The sequence below is a fragment of the Aliiglaciecola sp. 2_MG-2023 genome, from assembly GCF_030548145.1.
GTDB lineage: Bacteria > Pseudomonadota > Gammaproteobacteria > Enterobacterales > Alteromonadaceae > Aliiglaciecola > Aliiglaciecola lipolytica_A.
In genome coordinates this window covers 25,154-50,692 of record NZ_JAUORY010000020.1, presented here as the reverse complement: position 1 = coordinate 50,692, position 25,539 = coordinate 25,154, and the positions used below count along the sequence as shown (strand labels likewise).

22 protein-coding genes are annotated in these 25,539 nt (G+C 40.3%); 12 read left to right on the top strand and 10 right to left on the bottom strand.

Features of this window, described 5'->3' with window-relative positions:
- Nucleotides 1–83: 83 nt before the first annotated feature.
- Nucleotides 84–1,283, bottom strand: coding sequence for a tyrosine--tRNA ligase (gene tyrS, locus Q4567_RS17190; RefSeq protein ID WP_303501223.1), 1,200 nt, complete (start codon nt 1,281–1,283; stop codon nt 84–86).
- Between the two features lie 212 nt (nt 1,284–1,495).
- Between tyrS and Q4567_RS17185 the strand changes: the two genes are divergently transcribed.
- From Q4567_RS17185 to Q4567_RS17175, 3 genes are read left to right on the top strand one after another with little or no spacing between them, the layout of a single operon-like run.
- Nucleotides 1,496–2,791 (top strand): peptidoglycan DD-metalloendopeptidase family protein, encoded by a 1,296-nt coding sequence (locus tag Q4567_RS17185; protein ID WP_216049702.1) that lies wholly within the window; start codon nt 1,496–1,498, stop codon nt 2,789–2,791.
- A gap of 13 nt (nt 2,792–2,804) precedes the next feature.
- Entirely contained in the window at nt 2,805–3,917 is a 1,113-nt protein-coding gene (locus tag Q4567_RS17180) for an anhydro-N-acetylmuramic acid kinase (protein ID WP_303501221.1), read from the top strand.
- 47 nt (nt 3,918–3,964) lie between these two features.
- On the top strand, nt 3,965–4,441 hold the full coding sequence (locus Q4567_RS17175) for an Lrp/AsnC family transcriptional regulator (protein WP_216049700.1): 477 nt from the start codon (nt 3,965–3,967) through the stop codon (nt 4,439–4,441).
- Between the two features lie 61 nt (nt 4,442–4,502).
- Here Q4567_RS17175 and Q4567_RS17170 read toward each other — a convergent pair whose 3' ends face one another.
- Nucleotides 4,503–6,305, bottom strand: a complete 1,803-nt coding sequence (locus Q4567_RS17170) for a PLP-dependent aspartate aminotransferase family protein (RefSeq protein ID WP_303501248.1) — start codon at nt 6,303–6,305, stop codon at nt 4,503–4,505.
- A gap of 154 nt (nt 6,306–6,459) precedes the next feature.
- Between Q4567_RS17170 and Q4567_RS17165 the strand changes: the two genes are divergently transcribed.
- The 4 genes from Q4567_RS17165 (at nt 6,460) to Q4567_RS17150 (ending at nt 9,616) form a co-directional block, all read left to right on the top strand.
- On the top strand, nt 6,460–7,395 hold the full coding sequence (locus Q4567_RS17165) for a D-2-hydroxyacid dehydrogenase (RefSeq protein WP_303501219.1): 936 nt from the start codon (nt 6,460–6,462) through the stop codon (nt 7,393–7,395).
- A gap of 162 nt (nt 7,396–7,557) precedes the next feature.
- A complete protein-coding gene (locus Q4567_RS17160) occupies nt 7,558–8,544 on the top strand; it encodes a GGDEF domain-containing protein (RefSeq protein ID WP_216049698.1) in 987 nt (328 codons plus the stop codon).
- A 153-nt stretch (nt 8,545–8,697) separates the two neighbouring features.
- Nucleotides 8,698–8,910, top strand: coding sequence for a hypothetical protein (locus tag Q4567_RS17155; RefSeq protein ID WP_216049697.1), 213 nt, complete (start codon nt 8,698–8,700; stop codon nt 8,908–8,910).
- A 325-nt stretch (nt 8,911–9,235) separates the two neighbouring features.
- Entirely contained in the window at nt 9,236–9,616 is a 381-nt protein-coding gene (locus Q4567_RS17150; protein ID WP_216049696.1) for a DUF2750 domain-containing protein, read from the top strand.
- A gap of 93 nt (nt 9,617–9,709) precedes the next feature.
- Here Q4567_RS17150 and Q4567_RS17145 read toward each other — a convergent pair whose 3' ends face one another.
- From Q4567_RS17145 to Q4567_RS17130, 4 genes are all read right to left on the bottom strand, one after another.
- Nucleotides 9,710–12,823 carry an efflux RND transporter permease subunit gene (locus Q4567_RS17145; RefSeq protein WP_216049695.1) on the bottom strand — a complete coding sequence of 1,038 codons (3,114 nt, stop codon included), beginning with the start codon at nt 12,821–12,823 and terminating at the stop codon, nt 9,710–9,712.
- Between the two features lie 14 nt (nt 12,824–12,837).
- Nucleotides 12,838–13,923, bottom strand: a complete 1,086-nt coding sequence (locus Q4567_RS17140) for an efflux RND transporter periplasmic adaptor subunit (RefSeq protein ID WP_216049694.1) — start codon at nt 13,921–13,923, stop codon at nt 12,838–12,840.
- Between the two features lie 220 nt (nt 13,924–14,143).
- Nucleotides 14,144–14,488: an iron-sulfur cluster insertion protein ErpA gene (erpA, locus tag Q4567_RS17135; protein ID WP_216049693.1), complete on the bottom strand. Its 345-nt coding sequence runs from the start codon at nt 14,486–14,488 to the stop codon at nt 14,144–14,146.
- Nucleotides 14,489–14,566: 78 nt separating this feature from the next.
- The gene (locus Q4567_RS17130) at nt 14,567–15,283 is read right to left on the bottom strand and encodes a DUF6776 family protein (RefSeq protein WP_303501217.1); all 717 of its coding nucleotides are present in this window, start codon (nt 15,281–15,283) and stop codon (nt 14,567–14,569) included.
- A gap of 133 nt (nt 15,284–15,416) precedes the next feature.
- On the opposite strand from Q4567_RS17130, the gene Q4567_RS17125 reads away from it, so the two are divergent.
- The 5 genes from Q4567_RS17125 to folE all read left to right on the top strand — a co-directional run bounded on the left by Q4567_RS17125 (nt 15,417) and on the right by folE (nt 20,811).
- On the top strand, nt 15,417–17,093 hold the full coding sequence (locus tag Q4567_RS17125; RefSeq protein WP_303501216.1) for a chloride channel protein: 1,677 nt from the start codon (nt 15,417–15,419) through the stop codon (nt 17,091–17,093).
- A 20-nt stretch (nt 17,094–17,113) separates the two neighbouring features.
- On the top strand, nt 17,114–17,542 hold the full coding sequence (locus tag Q4567_RS17120; RefSeq protein WP_216049690.1) for a CopD family protein: 429 nt from the start codon (nt 17,114–17,116) through the stop codon (nt 17,540–17,542).
- A gap of 97 nt (nt 17,543–17,639) precedes the next feature.
- The gene (locus Q4567_RS17115; RefSeq protein WP_216049689.1) at nt 17,640–17,822 is read left to right on the top strand and encodes a hypothetical protein; all 183 of its coding nucleotides are present in this window, start codon (nt 17,640–17,642) and stop codon (nt 17,820–17,822) included.
- Nucleotides 17,823–18,043: 221 nt separating this feature from the next.
- Nucleotides 18,044–20,077, top strand: coding sequence for a S9 family peptidase (locus tag Q4567_RS17110; RefSeq protein WP_303501215.1), 2,034 nt, complete (start codon nt 18,044–18,046; stop codon nt 20,075–20,077).
- A 179-nt stretch (nt 20,078–20,256) separates the two neighbouring features.
- The gene (gene folE, locus Q4567_RS17105) at nt 20,257–20,811 is read left to right on the top strand and encodes a GTP cyclohydrolase I FolE (protein ID WP_216049687.1); all 555 of its coding nucleotides are present in this window, start codon (nt 20,257–20,259) and stop codon (nt 20,809–20,811) included.
- Nucleotides 20,812–20,888: 77 nt separating this feature from the next.
- Here the strand turns inward: folE and glnG are convergent, their stop codons facing one another.
- From glnG to glnA, 4 genes are all read right to left on the bottom strand, one after another.
- Nucleotides 20,889–22,295, bottom strand: a complete 1,407-nt coding sequence (glnG, locus tag Q4567_RS17100) for a nitrogen regulation protein NR(I) (protein WP_216049686.1) — start codon at nt 22,293–22,295, stop codon at nt 20,889–20,891.
- A complete protein-coding gene (gene glnL, locus Q4567_RS17095; RefSeq protein WP_216049685.1) occupies nt 22,292–23,362 on the bottom strand; it encodes a nitrogen regulation protein NR(II) in 1,071 nt (356 codons plus the stop codon). Before glnL ends, glnG begins: the two co-directional genes overlap by 4 nt.
- A gap of 100 nt (nt 23,363–23,462) precedes the next feature.
- On the bottom strand, nt 23,463–23,978 hold the full coding sequence (locus Q4567_RS17090; protein ID WP_216049684.1) for a DUF4124 domain-containing protein: 516 nt from the start codon (nt 23,976–23,978) through the stop codon (nt 23,463–23,465).
- Nucleotides 23,979–24,059: 81 nt separating this feature from the next.
- Nucleotides 24,060–25,469 carry a glutamate--ammonia ligase gene (glnA, locus tag Q4567_RS17085; RefSeq protein ID WP_303501214.1) on the bottom strand — a complete coding sequence of 470 codons (1,410 nt, stop codon included), beginning with the start codon at nt 25,467–25,469 and terminating at the stop codon, nt 24,060–24,062.
- Between the last annotated feature and the right edge of the window lie 70 nt (nt 25,470–25,539).

Below are 25,539 nucleotides of genomic sequence, written 5' to 3'. Positions count from 1 at the left end.
TGTTGTCTCTAAAAAAATAATGCGCAAACATTGCTGTATGCGCATTATTCGAAACCTAGCATAGTTGTTAAACTTGACTAGGATTAGCCTAGTTTTATCTTTGCAAATTTACGTTTACCAACTTGATAAACCGCTTCGCTACTATTGGCGATTAACAAACGTGTATCCTCGACCTTTTCACCGTCTATTTTTACCGCGCCTTGTTTTATCATGCGCATAGCTTCTGAAGTTGAGCCAACCAAGTTTGCTTCTTTTAATAGATTAGCAATAGGCATTCCTTCACCTTCTGGAACCACTTCAATTTCAGGAATATCATCGGGAATCGCATTTTTTTGGAAACGCTGGATGAAATCCTGATGAGCTCCTTCAGCAGCTTGCTCTGAATGAAAACGCGCAATAATTTCTTTTGCTAATTCAATTTTAATATCTCGAGGATTTGCGCCACTTTCCACTGTTTGTTTAAGTTGCGTTATTTCCTCGATCGGTCTGAAGCTAAGTAAATCAAAATAGCGCCACATCAGTTCATCAGAAATAGACATTATCTTACCGAACATTTCATTCGGTGCATCGGTTATACCAATGTAATTCCCCAAAGACTTAGACATTTTCTGAACACCATCGAGACCTTCTAAAAGCGGCATCATCAGCACAGTTTGTTGTGACTGACCTTCGGCTTTTTGTAGTTCCCGCCCCATCAACAAATTAAATCGTTGATCTGTACCACCTAGTTCCACATCCGCTTCCAACGCCACTGAGTCCCAACCTTGAACCAATGGATATAGAAATTCATGGATTGCGATAGCTTGGCCATTATTATAACGCTTTTTAAAATCGTCTCTTTCCAACATACGAGCTACGGTTTGTCTAGCGGCTAGTTTGATCAAACCTGCTGCGCCAAGATTATCCATCCACTCTGAATTAAAGCGAACCTTAGTCTTTTCAGGATCAAGAATTTTAAAGACTTGCTCTTTATAGGTTTCGGCGTTCGCAATAATATCTTCACGGCTCAACGGTTTTCTGGTTGCATTTTTTCCCGTAGGGTCTCCAATCATGCCTGTAAAGTCACCAATCAAAAATATGATTTCGTGTCCAAGAGACTGAAAAGTGCGCAGTTTGTTAAGTAATACTGTGTGCCCTAGGTGCAAATCCGGTGCTGTGGGATCAAAGCCAGCTTTGATTTTTAAAGGTTTACCCTCTTTTAACTTGGCAATGAGTTCTTCTTCGATCAAAATTTCGTCCGCGCCGCGCTTAATCTCACGAATTGCGTCCTGCCAATTTGTCATTTTGCTACCTCAATTTTCACACATTAGTTTTTTATCAGCCGCGCATTTTACCCATGCAGAGTCGATTGTGAAAGGAATTCTGTATATTTTTATATAATCATGTATCCTGTAACATGCTCACTTAACTGGTTATTATTTAACCTGAAACTAGAAAATTAACTTAAATCGTTATATTCTCAACTTAGCTAACTAATTCAGAGATTTTCGTTACAGTGGTACAAAGAACTTTAAAACGCTTACCAACCAAACACAAAGCCTTATTATCTGGCTTTGCGTTATTTTTCTTACTCTTGTTGTTCATCCCGACTGAATCCGCTAAAGCATCCAAAAACAGTCAAATATTAGAAGTTGGCAAAAGGTACGAAGTACCGCTTACTATCAACTCTCAACAACAGTTAACAGAAGCTTTGGATGAAGAACCTTTGCAGTGGCAATCTTTCACTGTTGCTAAAGGTGATAACTTAGCCAAGATATTTAAGCGCGCCAAGCTTACTCCGCAGGAAACCTACTATGTTAGTAATGCCGGCGATGACGCAAAAAAATTACTCAAAATTCGACCTGGTCAAAGCTTACAATTATTAATTGATGAGCAAGGAAAACTTGAATCGTTAAGTTATGAGCTATCTTCAACTCAAACCTTATATATCAAACGTCAAGAACAGAATAGTTTTGCAAGTAATATCGAAACTAAACAGTTGGATACTCGTTTCAACTACGCCCAAGGCGAAATAGAAAATAATTTCTGGAATGCTGCCGTAAAAGCTAATTTATCAGAAAAGCACATTATGAGCTTAGCTGGCATTTTTGGTTGGGATATCGACTTCGCGTTAGGATTGCGTGAAGGTGATAGTTTTAATGTGGTATTTGAAGAACACTTTATCGACGGTGAATTTGTTGAAAGTGGTAAAATAGTTGCAGCTGAGTTTATTAATCAAGGTCAATCATTTACCGCAATACTATATGATGACGGCAATTATTACACACCGGAAGGACGCAGCATGCGCAAGAGCTTTTTGCGTGCTCCAGTGAACTTCAAATACATCAGTTCAAGCTTTAAGAAAAGACGTTTTCATCCGGTTCAAAAACGCTGGAAGGCCCATAGAGGCGTTGATTACGCAGCAAACACGGGAACGCCAGTCATTGCAGCGGGTGATGGTAAAGTTATTCGATCAACCTATGATAAATACAACGGCAACCATGTGTTTATCCAGCACGGCGAAAAATATGTGACTAAATACTTACATTTTTCTAAACGAGCTGTGAAAAATGGCCAAACTGTTAAACAAGGACAGGTTATTGGTTATGTAGGTTCAACAGGATTAGCCTCAGGTCCGCATTTGCATTATGAATTTTTAGTCGACGGAGTTCATAGAAACCCACGTACAGTGACTTTGCCTAAAGCTCAGCCGATAGCAAAATCTGAAGCGCCTCTATTTGCAAAAATTGCAGAACAACGAGTGAATCAACTTAACAATACAAAACGAATTATGCTTGCAATGAACCGTTAGCATTAGGAGCATTATGTCAAACCTTTATGTAGGCTTGATGTCTGGCACCAGTATGGATGGTGTTGATGTAGCGATTGTAGATTTTTCGAAAATTAAACCCTCTATCATAGATTGTAAAACCTATGACTATCCTCCTGCATTAGTACGCACTTTGAATTCATTGTGCGCTTCCTCGGGCAATGAGTTAGTGGCTATGGGACATGCTGATCGTGAAGTTGCTGAGGTCTTCGCCCATGCTGTTAATGACATTCTATTGAAGAATGAAATATCAGCATCCAAAATCGCCGCAATTGGTTCCCACGGGCAAACAATTCGACATCACCCATGTGGCAACAATGGATTTACCCTACAAATTGGCGATCCGAATACCATAGCAGTATTGACGGGTATTGATGTAATTGCAGATTTTAGGCGTAAAGACATCGCCTTAGGCGGCCAAGGAGCTCCATTAACACCGGCATTTCACCAAGCGATATTCCGTCACTCACATCATTCAAGAGTGATCCTAAATATTGGTGGTATTGCTAATATCACTCATATTCCTAGTGATGCACAACAATCAGTCTTAGGTTTTGATACCGGTCCAGGAAACACGCTAATGGATGCTTGGTGTCAAAAACATCTCAGTCTACCTTACGATGCAAATGGCGCTTGGGCGGCCAAAGGAAGTCACGACGCGCAACTTTTAAAGAAGCTACTTAATGAACCTTTTTTCACTTTACCGGCACCCAAAAGCACTGGCAGGGAATTATTCCATTTAGCTTGGTTAGAGCAACACCTTGCGGATTATCCCAAAAGCGTTTCCAAAGAATGTGTGCAAACCACACTTGCCATGTTGACCGCATGCTCAATAGCACAACAAATCAACCAACTTGAGGGTGTTGAAGAAGTTTTTGTCTGTGGTGGTGGTGCGAGCAATGATTTTTTGATGGAATGTTTAGAAAACGAACTTGTTGAGTGCGACTTGCGTACAACCGATGACCTTGGGGTTTCCCCCGACAGCGTAGAAGCGATTGCGTTTGCTTGGTTAGCCTATGCATTTAATCTAGACATGCCAGGGAATTTACCTTCAGTAACCGGTGCTAGTCGTCCAGCGGTGTTAGGCGCTTATTTTCCCGCCCATTAGGTTAGTAAAAATGCATAAACAACCCTTAACTAAATTGAAATTATAACGTGAAAAATCCACAGCGAGCGCTAGATAAAATAGACTTAGAGATCTTAGCAACCATGTATGCAGATCCCAGTTTAAGTAATAAGGACATCGCCGCGAAAGTTAAGTTAGCGCCATCTTCAAGTCTGGAAAGAGTTAAAAAATTACAGTCTGATGGCATTATCGAAAACTTGAGTATGCAAGTTAACTTGAACGCTCTAGGAGGGCATATTCAAGCAATGATTTCGGTACGCTTAAAGGATCACAATCGCGCAACAGTAGACAACTTTCAAACATCACTATTACCAATGGCCGAAGTGTTAAATATATTTCATATGGGCGGTGAAAATGACTTTTTTGTACATGTGGCGGTAACTGATTCCATTCATCTCAGAGACTTTGTGTTCAATGCAATTACTGCCCGAAAAGAAGTTAGCCATGTGGAAACTGCGCTGGTATACGAGCATCAAATAAGCCACACCCTACCTAACTTCAAATAGCGAAAAGTAACGCCGTTTATAGGGTTACTATTTGCGCTTTAAAACTCACCTTAGTGTATGCTTATTTGGGCATTTCTTGATGTACTAATCCATGCATTTTAGGTCCTGAACCATAATGTTGCTGACAAACTTGCATACATATTTCCATATACAATTTATCAATTTCTTCTAGGCTCATAAATTGCTGGCTAAAATTCGCAATACAGGGATCAATATGCAATTTTGCGCTATTGATTAAATGAGCCATTAACTGTTTAACGTTATCGGTTCCCATTGCAATACGCATGGTAGTAGGGTGAATCCCACCTTTTTGTTGTTCTGCAGTTGATAGCTCAGAGTGTGAGGTTAAAGCTGGACATAAGATAATCGTATTATTTTGTCCAATACTTACCTGATGACTAAAAGCCGGTTCCAATGCGTCAAAGAAGCGAACAAATGCTTCTCGGGTTAACCCCGCCTTTTCAAGATCGATGGTGAATAATGCACAGGGCCAACCATGCCGCATTTGGTTCTTTCGTAATTCAGCATTGGGGTGGTTTGGTAATGCGTGACTATTTACATTAAATAAAGGATGGGCCTCTAAGAATCGACTAAATACTTGGGTATTTATCACCTTATTCATTATTCGTTGCTCAAGTGTTTTCATACCACTTAAGACATCAAAAGCTTTTTCCGAATCAAGAAAAGCCCCTTTAATGTAATATACATCCCAAAACATTGTACGCGACCAATCAACTCCATTGACACAGCTTCCCTTAGGTTGAAACATTCGAAATCCTTCGCCTATAACTACACCTGCTGTAGTTGCTCCCGTTCCACATATGTCTTTGGTATAACTGTGTACTACATAATCTGGTCTTTTAGATTTATCTTTTTGCTGCAATGGCTGATGTAAAATGGGCGTAGCCAAGGTTGCATCTAGCATTACTAAATGATTTTCTCTATGGGCAATTTCGCAGATGCCTGCCACATCCAATACGTAACCATGAGGGTTACATGGTGATTCCAAATACACATGTAGGTTTTGTGTTTTTAAGCTAATTTTATGTTTGCTTTTAACCTGCTTAATAAAATCAGAAAACTCTTCTGCACTGTAACCATCAAACCACTCTAACTGAATATTCATTCTATTTTCACGGGCAAAATAGTCGTGTAAAAGCTGGTAAACACCGCCATATACATTGCGCGAAACAATTAATATATCCGAGTGGGAAAGTACATTTGAAAGTAAAGCGTCAATCGCAGCCATGCCAGAGTTGAAATTCCATGCCAAGTAATCAGCTGAATAAGGGCCTGCTTCTAAATCAACAATCGCATTAGCTAAAGAGATATTGGTAGGATTGAGTAATCTTGAGTATATTTGGTGAGTAAATTCTTTACCGTGAAAAGCATCATCGACCCATTCAGTGCACGCGTAAACGTAAGTTGCAGTGCGCACGATCACTGGTGTAGCAGAAAATAATGCTGGAATATTGTCAAACAATGGGTAGTGACTTTTAGACACCTGTGAGCCAGATTGTTGAGTCATGCTCTGATAAGTTGCCCTAAAAGGATTCTGCAGAGTGTCGAGTATTTTCGCAATTTGGAATGAAAGAAACTTCTTCGCATTAAAATAAGCCAACTTGTTTTCTTTGCTTAAACCATCCAAAGTCTCATTGGTTATTGTCCAAAGTCTATTAACATCAAGTTGGGCTAAGTAAAGATGTTTGGCTGTAGCAAACAATGCTTTACCATACTCAGAGTGAGGCTCAATTCCGAAATGTGCCAACTGCTCTTGTGCAAGTTCATCAATACTAACAGCCTCTGTAGTATTACGTCTTGGAGAAAGTAATTTAGCTTGGTTTACTTGTTGCTCATTTTCCATAAGGTTACTCTGCATTCAGTTGTTACTAAAACGTATAATGTTTTGTTAAAAACAATATTAAGCAATTAAATAAGCAAATTTAAACAATATTACGAATATAATTTTGATAAATTCGGCAAAAATAGGAAAGTTAAGTTTACTATGAGAGAACTAAATGATTAATTTATTGATTAGTAGCAAAGATGCAATTGACTATGTAGAGCATATTGAACGGGCTAAAATAGCTGATCTCAGTATTCAAATTTGCCCCAAAGATCCGGCCTTAATTTCCGACGCTCACACTATTGATGTAGTGCTAGGCGAGCCTAATCTGTGTATTGATGTTTTACCCCATTGCCCAAATGTGAAGTGGATTCAATCGACTTGGGCAGGCATAAAACCGTTTTTTGATTCGGCTCCCCACGATTTTAAATTGACTGGTGTAAAAGATATTTTTGGGCCGCAAATGCGTGAATATGTGTTCAGTTATTTGCTGTATTTCGCAAGAAGAATTCAAACTTTTAAAGACTTGCAGACAAATCGAAATTGGACGCAACCCCTTTGCGCTCCTTTACAGGGAAAAACCATTGGTATTCTGGGTATGGGTTCAATCGGTACAGAAATAGCGAAAACTGCTAAACACTTTGGAATGCACGTCATAGGTATTGCACAAAACATACGACAATTGGATTTTGTAGATGAGTTTTATCAACTTAATCAGCTTCAAGAATTTGCCCATTCATTAGACTACCTCGTTGTACTATTGCCACATACAGATAATACTGAAAAGTTAATAGACAAAGGGGTTCTGTCATTATTAAACCACCAATGCATATTAATAAACGCAGGTAGAGGCCAAGTTATTGATGAGAATGCGCTGCTTCATGCTCTTTCACATAATCAATTACAGGCCGCGGTTTTAGACGTTTTTATTAAAGAACCATTAGCTGAAGATCATCCGTTTTGGGGTTTAGACAACCTCTATATCACCCAGCATACTGCGGCGATTTCTAAACCAGACGAAATATCTAAAATCTTTCTGCAAAATTTGCGCTTATTTAATCGAAACGAAAAACTAATAAATTTAATCGATTGGGAAAAAGGCTACTAATAACTCAATTGTTTCCGGTAAAATTACAACTGACTATGGTTATTAAAGATGACTATATTAGTGTAAATAATCATAAGTGGCGTCCTTATACTTTGATATGCTGTATTAAACCTATACAGAGAATTATTAAGTGGTTTAAGCATCACGGAGGATGCAGAAATTATGATTACTCATTCTGCCCCCATAAAAAAGCGTAGTGCTGAAGAAAGCATTATCCTTACTCTCAGCGGCGCAAGTACGATCGGCGTATTGCCTTTTGCTATCTATCGAATCATGGAACAAGATTGGGCTGTCGCGTGCTTAGATCTATTTGCGGTATTCGCAATAGGTTCTCTTTTTGTTTATGTTTACCGAACTCATCAGACCCTGATACCTGGCCGCATACTAGCTTTTGTTGCCATGTTTGTTGTGTTTGTAACTATATTGCTCAAAGGTATAAGTCAATTGATGTGGATTTTTCCAGCATTGACCGCCATATTTTTCTTATTACCTGCAAACATGGCTGCGATATACAGCTTGGTGATTTTACTCTCTATCGGATATGTGCTGCGCGAACAACTCACTGTATTTTTGGCTTTAGAGTTCTACGTAACAGCAATAGCGACTTTACTATTTAGTTATGCATTTGCAGATCGCATGCGCAAACAGCAACAACAATTGACCGAGCTGGCCACTAGCGATCCGTTAACCGGAGCCGGCAATAGACGAGCAATGGAAGAAAAATTATTAGATGTGATTGCGTTTCAAAGAAGAGAACAAAGCTTACCTGTTTCCCTTATATTGATGGATCTAGATAACTTCAAAAAGGTCAATGATGCTTATGGTCATGCTAAAGGCGATGATATTTTAAAGGCATTTGTGGAAACCATAGAAAAGCGCATTCGCTCTACTGATAAACTGTATCGGTTTGGTGGCGAAGAGTTTGTGATTATTGCCGAAAACACCCCTCTCAAAGATGCAATCAAACTAGCGGAACAGTTTCGCTTTGCTATTGAAAATGAAGGTTGGTTAGCTAAACACAATATTACAATTTCAGTAGGCACAGCCAAATACGAGCCCCACGAAACTGCTTTTGAATGGTTGGGTCGTGCTGATCGGGCGATGTACCAAGCAAAGGATTTGGGCCGAAATAATTGCTGTGTCGCATAAAAACAATCGATTGAGATTAGTTTGTGGGATATTTTGAAATAGATTTTTCTCCCACTCGTTTACCTCATCTAATTAACCTTTAGTTATTGCACATGGCACTCAATAAGATCAAAATGTCACATCTTCTCATTTACGATTAATAAAGATAATTTCATGGCACCTCCACCGGAAAGTAAACCCAACTTCATCACAAAGTATCTAAATAAGATGGAATTATTTGGCTGGTTATTGTGTGCATCCTCAATGTTGACCATAGTATTTGCTAAAGAACTCAATCCGCAAATACTGCCATTTGCTTGGATAGGCGCAATTCTTGGTGCTGGCATCATTGGCTGGGGGGCGGGCCAAAAACACAAAAGAAAGTAAGCCGCACCAGCCAGTTTAGAGTTAGTACTTACTACCTACATATACACAAATTATTCAAGCATTGATTAAATATCAGTTGTGCTTAAATTTGTACATTCCAGAATGACAAAGAAAATAATCGCTACTTTGTTCTAGACTATTAATAATGCAGAATCAGAATTCCATTGCTAAATACTAGTATCACCATGGGTTTTAGTGATATAAGTCTGTGCATATTCATATGCGCTATTTAATCCATAGTTTCTCAACCAGGTGTTTTGATTTTTTTAACACCAATATTGGATTTATCTTGTACCTAACTTCTGCTTCTTATAAGGAAACATTTATGCCTTCGCAACTTAACGATGTTATTCAAATGTCCCCAGAAAAACGGCATGCCTACTTGTTAACTCAGGTAACAATCAACCAAAAAATTTGGATCCTCACTGACGAGCATGGCTGCGTTATGCTTAATAGTGAAGATGAGGACTGCGTGCCAGTATGGCCTTCTGAAGAATTTGCTGAATATTGGGCAACGGGTGATTGGGCACAATGCACACCTAAAGCGATTCCATTGCAAGATTGGTTCGAGCGCTGGACTGGCGGTCTAGAGGAAGACGGGGTAAATATTGCAGTTTTTCCAAACCCTGATGAAGAGGGAATTGTTGTTTTTCCAGATGTTTTTGATTCTGAATTAAAACAAAGAAGTCAGTCTAAATTAAACTAAAGTTAATTTTTGATAAAACCTATCATTAGAGTGAGGCGCAAGGCCTCACTCTAGATAATCTATCTCAGCAAATTCGCGATTCCCAAATAATGATTATTCAATTGCAGTCCGTGGTTTGGGTAAATATGCTCGTAAATTATCTTTAAACGCCAACATGCATGGTGTTAATACTAGTGTTAACACAGTCGCAAAGGCTAATCCACCAGCCACTGCCGTAGCTAACTGAGACCAATATTCAGTTGATGGACCACCAATATCAACATTGCGCCCCATGAAGTCGATATTAACACCCATTACCATTGGTAATAACCCGAGAATGGTCGTCACCGTAGTCATCATTACGGGTCTTAAACGTTGTGCTCCTGTGCGCAATATTGCCTCGGTCGTTTTTAGCCCTTCACTTTTTAATATGTTGTAGGTATCAATCAACACAATATTATTATTCACCACGATCCCGGCTAGGGCGATAACACCCACTCCAGACATGACTATGCCGAAGGGTTTCTGGAATATAAGCAGACCGAGTACCACACCTACAATTGAAAATAATACCGCACTCAAAATTAAGAAAGCCTGGTAGAAACTATTAAACTGCGTCACTAAAATAATAGCCATAACAAACAAAGCTATCAAAAATGCATTGAGCAAGAATGCTTGGGACTCTTCTTGTTGCTCATTTTGGCCTTTAATTGTGATCTCTACTCTGGGATCTATATTCAACTTAGGTAGCTGCTCCCGTAGCTCAGGCAAAGCAATGCTTAATAACTCGCCAGGTACCATATTCGCTTCAACTTGCAACACACGTTTGCTATCCACATGACGAATTAAATCGGTTTTCAATTGGGCAGTGCGTTCTACAAAATTACTTATGGGTACCAGACCATTTGCTGTTTTTAATCTCAATTCATCAAGCTTACCAATGTACCTGTCAGTGCGTGGAAATCTAACCCGAATATCTAATTCATCATCCACGTCATCTGGTCGATATTCCCCGATTCGTAAGCCTGTCGTCACAAATTGTACCGTGTTACCCACTAAGGTAGCATCAGCGCCAAACCTTGCAGCATCACTTCTATTAACTTTCAACTGCCACTCAATACCGGGCTTTGACGCAGTGTCACCGATAGACGTAAATTTCGAGTTCGCATCTAACGCCTTACGAATTTTTAATGCTGCATCATTCAATAATTCAGGGTATCGAGAAGATATTTCAATTTGTAAATCTTTACCAGACTGAGGCCCTTCTTGGTCAGGTGCGACTTCTATGTCGAGCCCAGGCATATCTCCAATTCGTTTTTCTACGTCAATTAAAACCTCATCTGAGTGGGCTCGTAAATGCCAGTCGAGAAGGTTCAACCGCAGCGTTCCAATTTGATCTTGACCACCAGAACGAGAATACAAAGTATCGATTTCAGGCATATCAATTAACTTTGCTTCCACTTCTTTGATGATATTGTCTTTTTCGTAAACCGAATAATCACCGGTAGATCTCACTGTGATGTTCACGCCTTGACTATCGGCCTTTGGAAAAAACTCCACGCCTAAGCCTGATGAAATATATAAAGTAAAAATCACTAGACCAAAAACAACAGCAATTGATAAACTTTTTAAAGGGTGAGCAATGGCCTTTGATAAAAATCGAATGTAACCACCGGTGTATCCATCAAGTGCAAGCAGATCGCCGTGTTCAGCTTGTTCAAGTTGTTGTCTGGTTTTCTCACTGATATATCGAGGTTTACCAAAAGCGGCTCCTAAAGTTGGTACAAATACCAATGCCATTAACAGTGATGCGGTTAATACTGCTATCAGGGTAAAAGGTAAGTACTTCATGAACTCACCCATAATACCCGGCCAGAACATTAACGGAGCAAACGCGGCTAACGTCGTAGCGGTAGAGGCGATTATTGGCCATGCCATGCGCAGAGCTGCGTTTTTGTAAGCACTTTTCTTGTCTTGACCTTCGCTCATGCACCTATCGGCATATTCTGTCACCACTATGGCACCATCGACCAACATACCAACAGCCATAATTAGAGAAAACAAAACCACCATGTTCAAGGTATAGCCAAACAAGGAAATAACCAAAATACCGGTTAGAAAAGAACCTGGTATAGACACGCCCACCAAAAACGCGGTGCGCACGCCTAATATAGCAACTATTACTATAGCCACTAAGACTACTGCACTGGTGACATTATTCTGTAGGTCACCGAGCATCGTATTTATGTTTATTGACTGGTCGCCTGTGTATGTAACATTCACACTATTCGGCCAAATTGAAGACCCTTTGGCTTGCTCCACAAAGGCTTTGACTTTTTCCACGGTAATCAGCAAGTTCTCACCCGGACGTTTTTTTATTTCAAGCGACACTGAGGGATGAGAATCTAAACGAGCAAAGCCTGCCGGATCTTTATAAGAACGGCGCACCTGAGCTACATCTTCAAAGGTGATCACTCTGTCACCATCAACTTTTATTGGCTGTTCCAATACGTCTTTAACCGTTTCAAAAACCGACGGAACTTTAACCGCGAAGCTACCAACTCCGGTATCCATAGTACCCGCAGGTACCAATCGGTTGTTGCGAGATAAGAGGGTTAAAATTTCACTTTGATCAAGCCTGTAAGACTCCAACAACAAGGGATCGACAATAATTTCCACTAAGTCTTCACGGTCACCACCAATGTCCACCTCAAGCACTTCAGACAGTCCTTCAAGTCCATTTTGTAGTTCTCGGGCGGTGGTTATCAGTGCTCTTTCAGAAACAGGGCCAGACAGCACCACCGTCAAAACGGCCTGCTGCCCCGCCATTGTAATTTCGTGAATCGTTGGCTCTTCTGTCTCTTCTGGGAGTTTCGCGCGAGCCACTGTAACTTTATCGCGCACATCTGCTAACGCTTCTTTGGAATCAAAACCAGCAACAAATTCCATAGTAATACTGGCGAAGCCCTCGCCTGCTGTTGCTTTCATTTCTTTTAAGCCGTCAATGGAGCGTAATTCCCTTTCCATTGGTTTGACGAGCATTCGCTCAGCGTCTTCCGGCGCAATGCCATCATGGACAATCGAAACATAGATGAAGGGAATAGGTACATCAGGATTTGATTCTTTGGGAATATTTAAATAGGTTACTGCACCAGAGACCAGCAAGAGTACAAAAATCATTAATACTGTGCGCGTGTGGTCGATGGAAGCGGATATAATATTTTTCATAGGAAATAATACTGCTATTTTTCAGACATTGAGTCGTCAACAATTTCTACTTTATCGCCATCACGAACAAATCCTTGCCCTCGGGTAATAATGCGCGCTTTTTCACCTAATCCTGATAGCCAGACACCTTCACTGTCACTCTTAACAATATCGATTGGCACAAACTTAACAATGTCACCTTCAACGGTTTTAACACCTAAATTACCTTGTTCGTCCAAAGCCATCACCGCTGGCGTAATCTTAATTGCCCAATCTTGTTGCAGTGGTATTTTTAATTCTGTGCTCATTCCTGCCAACAATGCACCGGTTGGATTAGCCACTTCAACTTCTAAGTTAAATGTATTGGTACCGGTATTTGAAATACTGGAGATATAACGAATTTTCCCTGAAGCAGTCTGCCCTGTAGTAAGTCTGCCACTTGCCTGCTGGCCAAGGTGAATTTTTTGAATCCAGTTTTCAGTAACATCTGCGGAAATAACCAAAGGATCTAAATCAACCACAGTAGCGATGGTATCGCCATCTCTGAGTAAATCGCCAATTTCAACTTCACGGGTATTCAGTATTCCATCGAAAGGCGCAACAATAGTGGTTTTAGTTATCGCCAATTCTAGGCGCTCTATTTCTGCTTTTGCCAGCTCTACATTGGCGTCAGCTTGAGCCAAAGCAGATTGCGATTGGAATCCTTTTTTACCCAAAGACTGCGCGGCATCAAGTTCAATTTCTCGCTGTTTTAAAATCGATTTCGCCGAGCGCAAGAGAGCATTAAGATCATTTCCATCAATGCTCAGAATCTTCTGCCCCTGCTTTACCGCCTCTCCTTCCTGCACAAAAATGTCAATGACTTGGCCCTTAATTTCCGAGCGCAAAGTAGCAATTCGGTCCGGTTCAGTGCGACCGTAGACGCTCACTTCGCGACTGACTTGCTGGGCATAGAATGTGTCGACCTTAACTTTGGTCAATGATTCTTCGGCTGACTCTTGTTTGCTTTCGACTTGCTCATTTAGAAGATGTCCAGAGGCAACCCATAAAGATAAAAGTATGAAAATAAACAGCGCTATCCAAGCCGGTTGGCGTCGAATTTTAGTTAGAACATTTGACATTTTATCTCCTAGTCCGATAGAACCAACGTTACTACTGCTAAACTGATACTGCCAACTTTAAATCGTATCGAAATGTGAACGACTAGGAGTGACATTCTAATACTCAGTTTATGAACGAATAAAATCACTTATGAATACGTTAAATAAGCAACAAAAGTTTTTGAACAGACACAAAAAAGCCAGCTTGAACGCCGGCTTATTGTAGTTATTAGTTGCTTGATTAAACGCTAAAAGAAGAACCACAGCCGCAGGTAGTTGTGGCGTTAGGGTTGTTGACTAAAAATCGAGACCCTTCCAGCCCTTCAACGTAATCCACAGTCCCACCAACCAAATACTGTAGGCTCATAGGATCAACGACCAAGGTGACTTCGTTTTTATCGATAGTCATATCGCCTTCATTTACTTTTTCATCGAACGTAAAACCGTATTGAAACCCAGAGCAACCTCCTCCAGTGACATAGACCCGTAGTTTCAGATTTGGATTCTCTTCCTCTTCTATTAACGTACGAACCTTTGCGGAGGCGGCTTCAGAAAATTCAATTGGCACCGCCATTTCTACCGACATATATTACCTCTACCTTTGCTAACAGGGGAAATACCCTATTTATATGCTAATTATCTAATACCTGAGTAATCTAATCAACTATTCTGTGCTGGTTTGTAATGTTTCTATATTCCAATCAAAGGTTCTTTCCAATTCGCCGCGTTTACGCTTGAATTGAAAAATTTTAGTTTTCACCAGTATTTTCTCAGGTGAAAAGTTTTCTGGCAAGATCATTTCCCCTTGAATAGTTTGGAAGTACTTGAAACTAAAGCTTAATTCAGATGATTCTTGGGTGACAAGTTCGGATAAATTATATTGTTTAGGTTTACCCGCTTCACTGCCAATTATACTTACCTCGATTGAACCTTTTACGACATTTTTAATTTTGTCTTGCTGCATTAACACCAGTTCAAACCAATATGCTCGGTCACTGAGGGACTTTTTAATTTCGAATGCCTCAATCACAAAACCATCTTGCTCCAATTCAGGGGCCATGACTCTTTGATAAAATTGGATTTCTTCTTTAAGTTTAGCTTCATTAGCTAACCCTTGCTCAAGCATCTGCTGGGATTTTTTAACCGCCAATCTTTGTACTTCCAACTCTACGCCAAGAATATTTAACTGTTTAGTTAAACGTTGATTATCAAGTGATAGGTTTTCTATTGTATGTTCAAGGGTGCTGATTTTTGCATTTTGGCTTTCAAAGTGCGAATTGCCGTACATAAATGCAAAATATGCCGTGCAAATAAACAAAATCAGCAAAACTGTATAAAATTTAAATGCACTCCACGTTTTACGAATTTCATCAGGTATCACTACGTATTTTTCCTAAAATAATTTTATCATTGTTTACAAGCACTTGTGGTAAGCTAAATTTGGCCTAAGGGTGCAACGGAAAATCAATACAGAACACCATTATTACCCATTGAAAGTATAAGCCCAACAGATAATGACATTAAAATCTTTCAGACAGGAATTAGCGAATCCTCGCACATCAATTCAACTATGTATATTAGGCATAGTGGGTGGGATGAGTGCTGCATCTTTAATTATTGTATTTCGACTCTGTGTTGAGTGGATACAGTTATCTTTTTTAGAAGAATTAAACCGCTATTCTGACTTAACGCCAATCGCACGTTTTGCATTGCCTATAGCTGGCGCCCTGCTGATTATCTTGTTTGCCTTTCTAACTGGTTTTAAACACTATCGAATGGGGATTCCATTCGTTATTCACAGACTTAAACAACGATACGGACATATTCCTTTTCGCACCACAATTAATCAATTTTTTGGTGGCATGATAGCGTTGGCCAGTGGATTTGTTGTTGGTCGAGAAGGTCCTTCTGTGCATTTAGGAGCGGCTGGCAGCAGTTTCATTGGACACGGTTTAAAATTACCCTATAACAGCATTCGTATTTTATCCGGTTGCGGAATCGCTGCGGGGATATCTGCATCCTTCAACACCCCTTTTGCAGCCGTTATTTTTGTTATGGAAGTGGTACTTCGAGAATACCGTATACATTTATTTATTCCAGTGATGTTAGCCGCGGCTTGCGGTTCATTAATGACGAGGGTGGTGTTTGGCCAAGTCCACGAATTATCCTTTTTATCATTTCAATATATCAACCATTGGCATTATCCGTATTTAGTCATTTTAGGCATTTCATTAGGCTGCCTTGCCACCCTATTCAATAATCAATTAATGAATGTCATTCGCCTATTTAGACCGGTAAAAATGATTTGGCGAATTTTAATAGCTGCACTGATAACTGCAATATTCGGCTATTTTTTACCTGAATCTCTAAGTGCAAGTTTAGATACCACACACTCGTTCGTAAGTGGTGAGACTACAGGTATGTTAATTGCCATATTAGTTGCCAAATTTATATTAGCTTTGGTGGCAATAGGCTTAGGTGTTCCCGGCGGGCTTATTGGTCCGGTATATGTTATTGGTATGCTGGCTGGCGCGGTGTTAGCTATTCCTTTGGGCTTCGTTTTATCTGAAAGTATTGATTACAATAATAGTTTTGCTTTACTGGGTATCGCAGGCATGCTCACCGCAGTATTACATGCACCACTTGCGGCCTTATCTTCAATTATGGAATTGGCTTACAACGCCGACGTAATTTTACCCGCTATGCTGGTCATAGTGCCCGCTTATGTCACATCTACACAGCTATTCGGAAATCGTTCTATATTTATCCGTCAGCTGGAATATCAAAAACTGTCTTTCACGATATCTCCAATTCGTGAAGCATTACAGAAAACCGGTGTGTTGGCGGTCATGGATACCGAATACAAACTATTTATTGATGCGCCAGATAAGCACATAATGGAATTTTTAGACACATCACCGAATCATCCTGTTGTGCTGCGGTCTTCTTTTGAAATTGACGTGCAGTATTCACTGGTACAGTACGAATTAAGTTTAAATCACAATAGTGCACCATTGGCATATTTCGATATGGAAGGTGTGCCCAGCCAATCTACGTTGGCGGAGGTATACGAAATATTGCAAGTGAATAGAGATGGCGCTGTCTACGTATACGAGACAACCCCCTCAAGTATTGTCGGCGTGATTACGTGGAATACGTTACGTAATTATTTACATCAAGAAAAGTTCTAATCAATTTAAGAAGGTAAACAATGTTGTTTTTTTGGATAAAAGCGCTCCACATATTTTTTATGATTGCTTGGATGGCAGGCATTTTCTATTTACCTAGATTATTTGTTTATCACGCGCAAACAAACAACCAAGACGTACGGGATCAGTTTAAAGTAATGGAACGAAAACTATGGTTTTTCGTGACCCCATTTGCGCTCCTTACCCTAATTTTTGGCGTTATCTTAATTTATATGCACGGTAGGGAATGGTTTGCAGTATCAATGTGGCTGCACGTTAAATTAAGCTTAGTAATCTTAGTTTACGCTTATCACGGTTATCTTTATTTGCAGATGAAAAAATTCGCCAAGGATATCATTCCTCATTCTTCGCGCTTTTATCGTTTCTTAAATGAAGCCCCTGTTATAGTGCTTTTTGCAATCGTTGCTCTAGCCGTGTTGAAGGCGTTTTAACCATTAAATAAGTTTAAATTTAAGATTAGATTTGCTTTCAGTTGTATCATTAGCCAATATATAGGTAGGGAAATTTTTTAATCGGGAATAAGACAATATGGATGTCAGCAATCGGCAACTCGCCTTACTTTTAGATAAAACGGATTCCACATTCAAACTACTTCGTGATAACCCAAGTTCAGTTGAATATAGCAACGCTTACGAAGAAGCGAAGCAAGAGCTGGACTGCTATCTAGACAATATCCGCGACTCACTGAAAAAAAAGTACAAAGATTTTTAGGCTCGTAGATAGATTCGAGCACACCATCGAACATACCACCGCATTTCATCTCTCTCTGCCTGTCATGCTGCATACGAATATATACCTATAACAAAATACTATGCATTTTTAATTTACAAAATCCACTATCAACTCCTACAATGTTAACCAAGTTAATATAATGTTAACATTGTTTACATATAATTTTAGGTTCTAAGCTTGAAATAATAATTGGAGTCGATTTGAAACGGTTAGTTATTTTATTCGTAATTTGGTCTTGCGCACTATCTGTTTTCGCAAAAACGCCATTGTCGTTAGAAGATTTAAACCAAATTCGAAAAGTTAAAACAGTCACATTTTCACCGGATGGAAGGCTGACGGCTGTCACCCTGAATTTACCGGATGATAGCTATGATGGTATCGATTTAGTGAGTTTGAGAGAGCTGTACGTGGTTTCCAAGAGAGGAAAAATATCGCCTGTGATTTCCGGCGGAAGACCAATGGGACATGTAAGATGGAGCCCCCAGAGCGACGCGCTATATTTTTTAGCCAAAATGCAAGATGACCAAACAGTTTCCCTTTACCATATCGAAATTGGAGACACTGACCCCATAAAAATTTACAGCGCTGATACTGATATCAAGGGCTTTGATGTTAATGAACAAAATGATGCTGTGATCATTTGGGGTTACTCAACTCCTGATCATCAACAACAGTTATTAAATGATGTTGGATTCAACGCAACCGTATTTGATGAGTCTGCTAGAAACGCGTCTTTATGGCGGCTAAGTTTAGAGAACCCGAGTAAGAAGGCACGCCTACTTTACAATGATAGCCACGTGTTGAGTGCCAAATGGATTCCGCGCTCAGAACAAATATTGCTACATCACTCACCTTCTTCACTTACCGATGATGTGGTAATGGAAAGTTCAATATCGGTATTAAAGCCAAATGGGCAAATGCTGATAACCAATTCTCATCGGGGAAAGGTCGGAGAAATGAGTGTTTCTCCTGACGGAAGTCATTACGCTTTCATCGGTGGAGAAGATCAGTCTGATCCCGCTGAAGGTAGACTTTATCTGAGCCAAGTAGTATCTGAAACCCCTATTGATATATTGCCTGACTTTGATGGACATGTTAGCGCTGTTAATTGGTTTAATTCTTCAACTGTTGGTTTTATTGGCGCTCAAAACCTGACTACTTTCATTGGCAATAAGGACATAGAAGATCTAGCCGGTTCATATCGAGTTCGAGTCAAACATGATGGAAAGATTAGTGCACTGAGTGTTGATAGCAAAGGTTACAACATTGCATACATCGCCGATTCCCCTGAGCATCCTGCCGAGCTGTTTTTAAAAACTAAACACAGTAATAAAAGAATGACCAACTCCAATGTTTGGCTGAAAGATAGAATTTTACCTAAACAAATTGAGGTTTCTTATACTGCCAGAGATGGGACTATAATCGATGGGATTTTGGTTGAACCAATTGACGATTCAGCCCCCACTTCATCAGCGATTATTTTTGTACATGGAGGTCCAGAAGACCATTTTTCTCTGGGTTGGAATAACCGTTACTCGTATCCCGTTGCATATGCTGCTAGCAAAGGTTTTTATAGTTTCTTACCAAACTACAGAGGATCAACTGGCAAAGGTGTCGCCTTTTCAAAGTTGGGTCAAAAAGATTATGCCGGTGCTGAGTTTAATGATCTGTTAGATGCCCGCACCTTTTTAATCGAAAATTACGGTGTGGATCCGCAAAGAGTAGGTATTACAGGTACATCATACGGCGGCTATGCTGCTGCATGGGCAGCAACCAAACAACATAATTATTTTGCTGCGAGTGTGGCAGGTATGGGTGTATCCAATCAAATTTCCAAATTTGGGACAACTGATATTCCATCAGAAATGCTCAAACAGCATGCCTTAATAGCACCTTGGCAAGACTGGACTTGGTATTTAGAACGAAGCCCAATTTATCACACTCAAAATGCCACAACGCCACTTTTGTTGTTACACGGAAGCCGTGATACCCGAGTATCTGCTAACCAATCTAAAGAGCTTTATCGCTATTTTAAATCCAATGCAGATGCGCCAGTTAGGTTAATACTGTACCCGAATGAAGCCCATGGCTTGGCGTTAGCGCCAGCAAAACTAGATTACAGTATGCGTTTGATGCGCTGGATGGATCATTTTGTTATTCAACAAAATAAGTCGAAACCCAATCAACAACTCCCTCACCCTGATCTGCCGGAACCAGAACTCCAAAGCGAGTGAGCCACATAAAGATCCATTTTCATCAATTTAGCGTATGAATAGCCTAAGCCAGATACACCAGTTAAGTTTACTTGGTGTATTTGGTTTTTCTAACTTCCACATAATGTTATGATGTTGGGCTACTTAACGAAATTTGGCATTCTGAAAAATCAGAATAATGCAAACGAGACCACTAATAAATGTCACAAGAACTACAAGATCATTATGCAAGCATTCTCCAACTTTTAGGAGAAGATACCACTAGAGAAGGTTTGGTTGATACTCCAAAAAGAGCAGCGAAAGCAATGCAGTTCTTAACGGATGGGTATGAAAAAGACATTCAAGGCGTTGTGAACGGAGCCATTTTCGAAGCTGATACAGACGAAATGGTTATCATCCAAGATATCGAGTATTACTCTTTGTGCGAACATCATGTGCTGCCCTTCATTGGACGTTGCCATATTGCATACTTACCAGATGGTAAAGTGCTTGGTTTGTCTAAATTCGCACGAATAGTCGACATGTTTGCTCGCAGATTGCAGATACAAGAAGGACTGACCAAGCAAATTGCTGATGCGGTTTTGGAAGTCACTGGTGCTAAAGGCGTTGGCGTTGTCATGGAAGGTAAACATATGTGTATGATGATGCGTGGAGTGCAAAAACAAAATTCGTCAATGATCACCTCGGTGATGCTTGGTTCATTTAGAACTTCTCAAGCAACTCGAAATGAATTTTTACGCTTAATCGGCAAATAACAAGTAACCAGCATTACTTGAGCTAAAATTAAGGCGCTTTTTAAGCGCCTTTTTAGTGCTTTGCCAATTGCTTTGATTTACATATCGAGTTCTTTTAGTTTACGGGTTAACGTATTTCTGCCCCAACCAAGCTTTTTAGCTGCATCTTGTTTATGACCGTTAGTATATTGTAAAGCTCTTTCCAACATGATTTTTTCAAAGTCATGGGTGGCTTCATCTAAAATATTCTGACGACCAGAGTGAAGTTGTTTATCAGCCCAGCTCGCCAGTAGCGTTTTCCAATCTCCTTCCTGATTAGCAGATTGCGTACTGGCAGGTTGAGTGCTAATTTCTGGCGGTAAGTCATTAATTAAGATTTCTTGACCACTGGCCATTACCGTTAACCAACGGCACATGTTCTCCAATTGGCGCACATTTCCCGGCCATGATAACTGTGAAAGCACATTGGCGGCTTCTTTACTAAGCGACTTCGCATCCACTTCTAACTCTTTCGCGGCACGACTCAGGAAATGCCTTGCTAACAAAGGTATATCTTCTCGACGTTGAGCCAAGGTCGGAATATGAATTTTAATCACGTTAAGACGGTGGTAGAGGTCTTCGCGAAACTTTCCATCTACAACACGTTGTTCAAGATTTTGATGAGTAGCGGCAATGATTCTTACATTAACGCTAACTGGATTATGCCCGCCTACTCGGTAAAATTGACCATCGGCCAATACGCGCAATAATCGGGTTTGCACATCCAACGGCATATCACCAATTTCATCTAAAAATAGAGTCCCACCATCCGCTTGCTCAAACCTTCCTTGGCGTGCAGATTGCGCGCCTGTAAAAGCCCCTTTTTCATGGCCAAACAATTCAGATTCGATTAGATCTGCGGGAATAGCAGCCATATTCAATGCGATAAAGGTGTTGGCTTTTCGAGGGCTGTGGCGATGCAATGCTTGAGCAACTAGTTCTTTACCTGTTCCTGATTGACCGTTGATCAAAACACTAATACTAGATCTTGATAGCCTTCCAATGGCACGAAAGACCTCTTGCATTGCTGGCGCTTCACCAATAATTTCGGTGTCTTTAACTTCTGGTTCTACTTGACGTTGTGAGTTTTGTTCTCGCGAATGAGCCAATGCGCGCTGGACTAAATTCACCGCTTCATCGATATCAAATGGCTTTGGTAAATATTCAAACGCCCCACTTTGATAAGCATTAACAGCGCTGTCTAGATCTGAATGCGCGGTCATAATAATGACTGGAATATCAGGAAAGTGACGATGCACTTCTTGCAATAACGTCATGCCATCCATTTGTGGCATTTTAATGTCAGAAACGATTACTTCTGGTTGTTGTCCTGAGTGTAACTGCAAAAGTAAATCTTCTGGATTCTCAAAACTAAAACAGGGAATTTGCGCCGACTGCAACGCTTTTTGTAACACCCAACGAATCGAGCTATCATCATCTACGACCCATACTGGTTCAGCGTTCATTGATTTACGTCCTTTTTCTCTATCGGTAAATAAATTTTAAATGCGGTGTGACCTGGCCAACTTTCAACATCGATCTTGCCTTTATGATGATCCACCAAAGATTGTGCGATGGACAGACCTAAGCCTGTTCCGTTTGATTTCCCTGTTACCATTGGATAAAACAAGGTGTCTTTAAGCTCTACTGGGATCCCGGGACCATTGTCGATAATCTTGATTTGTGCAACTAGCGGGTATTTCACGCCGTGTATGGTAAATCGGCGTTTAATTCTGCTACGAATAATAATTTCAGGCTCATCATTGCTTCCGTCTAAAGCCTGAATACTATTAGTGACAATATTTAACACCGCTTGCTGCAACATATCTTGGTCTAAAAACAAGTCAGGGATACTGGGGTCATAATCCCGTTCAATAACGATATTATGAGTGGCATCCAGCTTCACTAAGGTGCGAATTTTCTCTAGTACTTTATGTATGTTCACCCATGCAAAATTGGGCAAAGAATTAGGACCTAACAATCTATCGACCAAATTTCGCAATCTATCTGATTGGCCAATAATAACTTGAGTAAACTCTTTTAACTCAGGGCTATGTAATTCTTTTTCGAGCAATTGAGCAGCCCCACGTACACCACCAAGTGGATTTTTGATTTCATGGGCTAAGCCGCGAATTAACTCTCTAGCAGCTTGAAGTTGAGCCCATTGTTGACTCTCTTGACTGATTCTCTTCTGCTGATCTATCACTTTCATTTCCAGCAGAAGTGCTGGTTTTTGTTCAAACTCAAATGTCGTAACAGTTACATCTGTTAATACATGTCGACCGTCGGAAAAAGCAAATAAAACTTCGCCATCAGAAAATCCTTGATCTCGGTCCATTGCATCCTCTAACCGCGCAAAGGTCACGCTGGAATGAGACACAAACTGAGTCAATGGAAAACCAAGTAATTGATTTTCGCCAAACTCAAGTATCGACTGCGCAGCCAAATTGACGTAGCGGATTGAGAGGTTCTCATCCAACACCAATACAGCGGTGGCTAAGCTTTCCAAAAGGTATTTAAATTGTTCACTCAAAGAATTTCATCCAATAACATTGTTGCACCACATCAGTGCACAACATTAACTTGTTAAAGTCAATGTCAATTAAGAAGCATGCTACAGGCTTCTAAAACGTTTAATTTGGATTGATCAACGTCGAGGCCTGATGCATGTAAAACACTCTAGGCTTAGACAATGCAAGGATCTTGCCTGTATGGTGAATAAATTTTACTTGAATTGAATGTTCTCCCCGCACTACATTCTGTAGCTGAAAAGAAGGGGCTGGACTTGTCTGTACTAACTCACTATCTAAATAAATTTCGAACTTACCATTGCCCACAGGTTCGAGCCTTGCTGAGACTAGAACCTTACCTGAATTGTGACGAATTGTTTCTTCCTCAGCAGGAGATATTATCTCAAGTTGATAATCAGGAAATTCTAAACGACTTTTTTTAACCTGCTTATTGGCTACACCGTTTAGCAAAGAAGGCATAACAGCACTATTAGCATCCTCTAGATCGAGTTGCACAGCACCACTTTGCGGAGTGTCAGTATAAGTAACTGAGCCGTCCGCATTAATCACTTTGTATAGCTTCTCACCATTGGCGGTGACAGCAAACAATAACAGAGAAACAACAATGGTTTTTTTCATACCCTAGAGTGTAGCCTTTTCTAGAACAAAAAAAAGCCCGCAATAATGCGGGCTCGTATAAAAAACAATAACTATAGCAATTTAGCAGCTGTAGTACATGCCAAATTCTACTGGGTGAGTAGAAGAGTTAAGTAACTCAACTTCTGCAGATTTAAGCTCAATATAAGCATCAATCATGTCATCAGTCATAACGCCACCAGCAGTTAAGAATTCACGATCACTATCCAAAGCTTCTAGCGCTTGTTCTAATGAACTTGCAACAGTTGGAATTTCAGCCGCTTCTTCTGGAGGAAGGTCATATAGATCTTTATCCATTGCATCGCCAGGGTGGATCTTGTTTTTGATTCCATCAAGACCAGCCATTAACATTGCAGTGAATGACAAGTATGGGTTACCAGTTGGATCAGGGAAACGTACTTCGATACGACGAGCTCGTTCACTGTTCACGTGAGGAATACGGATAGATGCAGAACGGTTACAAGCAGAATATGCTAGCATTACCGGTGCTTCAAACCCTGGAACCAAACGCTTGTAAGAGTTAGTCGAAGCATTAGTGAATGCGTTAATAGCACGAGCATGCTTAATAATACCACCAATGTAGAACAAGGCGTCTTCAGACATACCAGCATATTTGTCACCAGCAAATACGTTTTTACCGCCTTTGCTAATTGATTGGTGAACATGCATACCTGAACCATTATCGCCTACTAGAGGCTTAGGCATAAAGGTCGCTGTTTGGCCATATGCATGAGCTACGTTATGTACTACATACTTATAGATTTGAACTTCATCAGCTTTTTTAACTAGAGTGTTAAACAAACAAGCGATTTCGTTTTGACCTGCTGTTGCCACTTCGTGGTGATGAGCTTCAACAGTTAGTCCCATTTCTTCCATAACAAGACACATAGCAGCACGAGTATCATTTGATGAATCAACTGGAGGTACTGGGAAGTATCCGCCTTTGATACCTGGACGGTGACCCATGTTGCCGCCTTCAAACTCGGCACCTGAATTCCAAGAAGCTTCTTCAGCATCAATTTTGAAGAAAGAACCTGACATAGTAGTGCTATATTTCACGTCGTCAAACAAGAAAAACTCTGGCTCTGGACCGATATAAACTTCGTCACCAATTCCAGTAGATTTTAAATATTCTTCCGCGCGACGAGCTACAGAACGAGGATCTCGGTCGTAACCTTGCATAGTTGAAGGCTCAAGTATGTCACAACGAATGTTAATTTGAGTTTCTTCTGCAAAAGGGTCTAGGACTGCAGATTCTGGATCAGGCATAAGCACCATGTCAGATTCATTAATGCCTTTCCATCCAGCGATAGAAGAACCATCAAACATCTTACCTTCTTCAAAGAAGTCTTCAGTTACTTGATGAGTTGGGATAGAAACGTGTTGCTCTTTACCTTTAGTGTCGGTAAAGCGTAGGTCAACAAATTTCGCTTCGGTTTCTTTGATAAGGTCTAAAGCCTTTTCTACTGACATTGTGTCCTCCTGAATATAATCAAAGATTATGGTGTTTTTCAAACTTGCAATACTAGTTGCTGAACTAAGC

Coding starts and splice junctions, on each gene's coding strand:
- tyrS (WP_303501223.1), bottom strand. CDS start 1,283: ATGACAAATTGGCAGGACGCAATTCGTGAGATTAAGCGCGGCGCGGAC.
- Q4567_RS17180 (WP_303501221.1), top strand. CDS start 2,805: ATGTCAAACCTTTATGTAGGCTTGATGTCTGGCACCAGTATGGATGGT.
- Q4567_RS17170 (WP_303501248.1), bottom strand. CDS start 6,305: ATGGAAAATGAGCAACAAGTAAACCAAGCTAAATTACTTTCTCCAAGA.
- Q4567_RS17165 (WP_303501219.1), top strand. CDS start 6,460: ATGATTAATTTATTGATTAGTAGCAAAGATGCAATTGACTATGTAGAG.
- Q4567_RS17160 (WP_216049698.1), top strand. CDS start 7,558: ATGATTACTCATTCTGCCCCCATAAAAAAGCGTAGTGCTGAAGAAAGC.
- Q4567_RS17155 (WP_216049697.1), top strand. CDS start 8,698: ATGGCACCTCCACCGGAAAGTAAACCCAACTTCATCACAAAGTATCTA.
- Q4567_RS17150 (WP_216049696.1), top strand. CDS start 9,236: ATGCCTTCGCAACTTAACGATGTTATTCAAATGTCCCCAGAAAAACGG.
- Q4567_RS17145 (WP_216049695.1), bottom strand. CDS start 12,823: ATGAAAAATATTATATCCGCTTCCATCGACCACACGCGCACAGTATTA.
- Q4567_RS17140 (WP_216049694.1), bottom strand. CDS start 13,923: ATGTCAAATGTTCTAACTAAAATTCGACGCCAACCGGCTTGGATAGCG.
- erpA (WP_216049693.1), bottom strand. CDS start 14,488: ATGTCGGTAGAAATGGCGGTGCCAATTGAATTTTCTGAAGCCGCCTCC.
- Q4567_RS17125 (WP_303501216.1), top strand. CDS start 15,417: ATGACATTAAAATCTTTCAGACAGGAATTAGCGAATCCTCGCACATCA.
- Q4567_RS17120 (WP_216049690.1), top strand. CDS start 17,114: ATGTTGTTTTTTTGGATAAAAGCGCTCCACATATTTTTTATGATTGCT.
- Q4567_RS17115 (WP_216049689.1), top strand. CDS start 17,640: ATGGATGTCAGCAATCGGCAACTCGCCTTACTTTTAGATAAAACGGAT.
- folE (WP_216049687.1), top strand. CDS start 20,257: ATGTCACAAGAACTACAAGATCATTATGCAAGCATTCTCCAACTTTTA.
- glnG (WP_216049686.1), bottom strand. CDS start 22,295: ATGAACGCTGAACCAGTATGGGTCGTAGATGATGATAGCTCGATTCGT.
- Q4567_RS17090 (WP_216049684.1), bottom strand. CDS start 23,978: ATGAAAAAAACCATTGTTGTTTCTCTGTTATTGTTTGCTGTCACCGCC.
- glnA (WP_303501214.1), bottom strand. CDS start 25,469: ATGTCAGTAGAAAAGGCTTTAGACCTTATCAAAGAAACCGAAGCGAAA.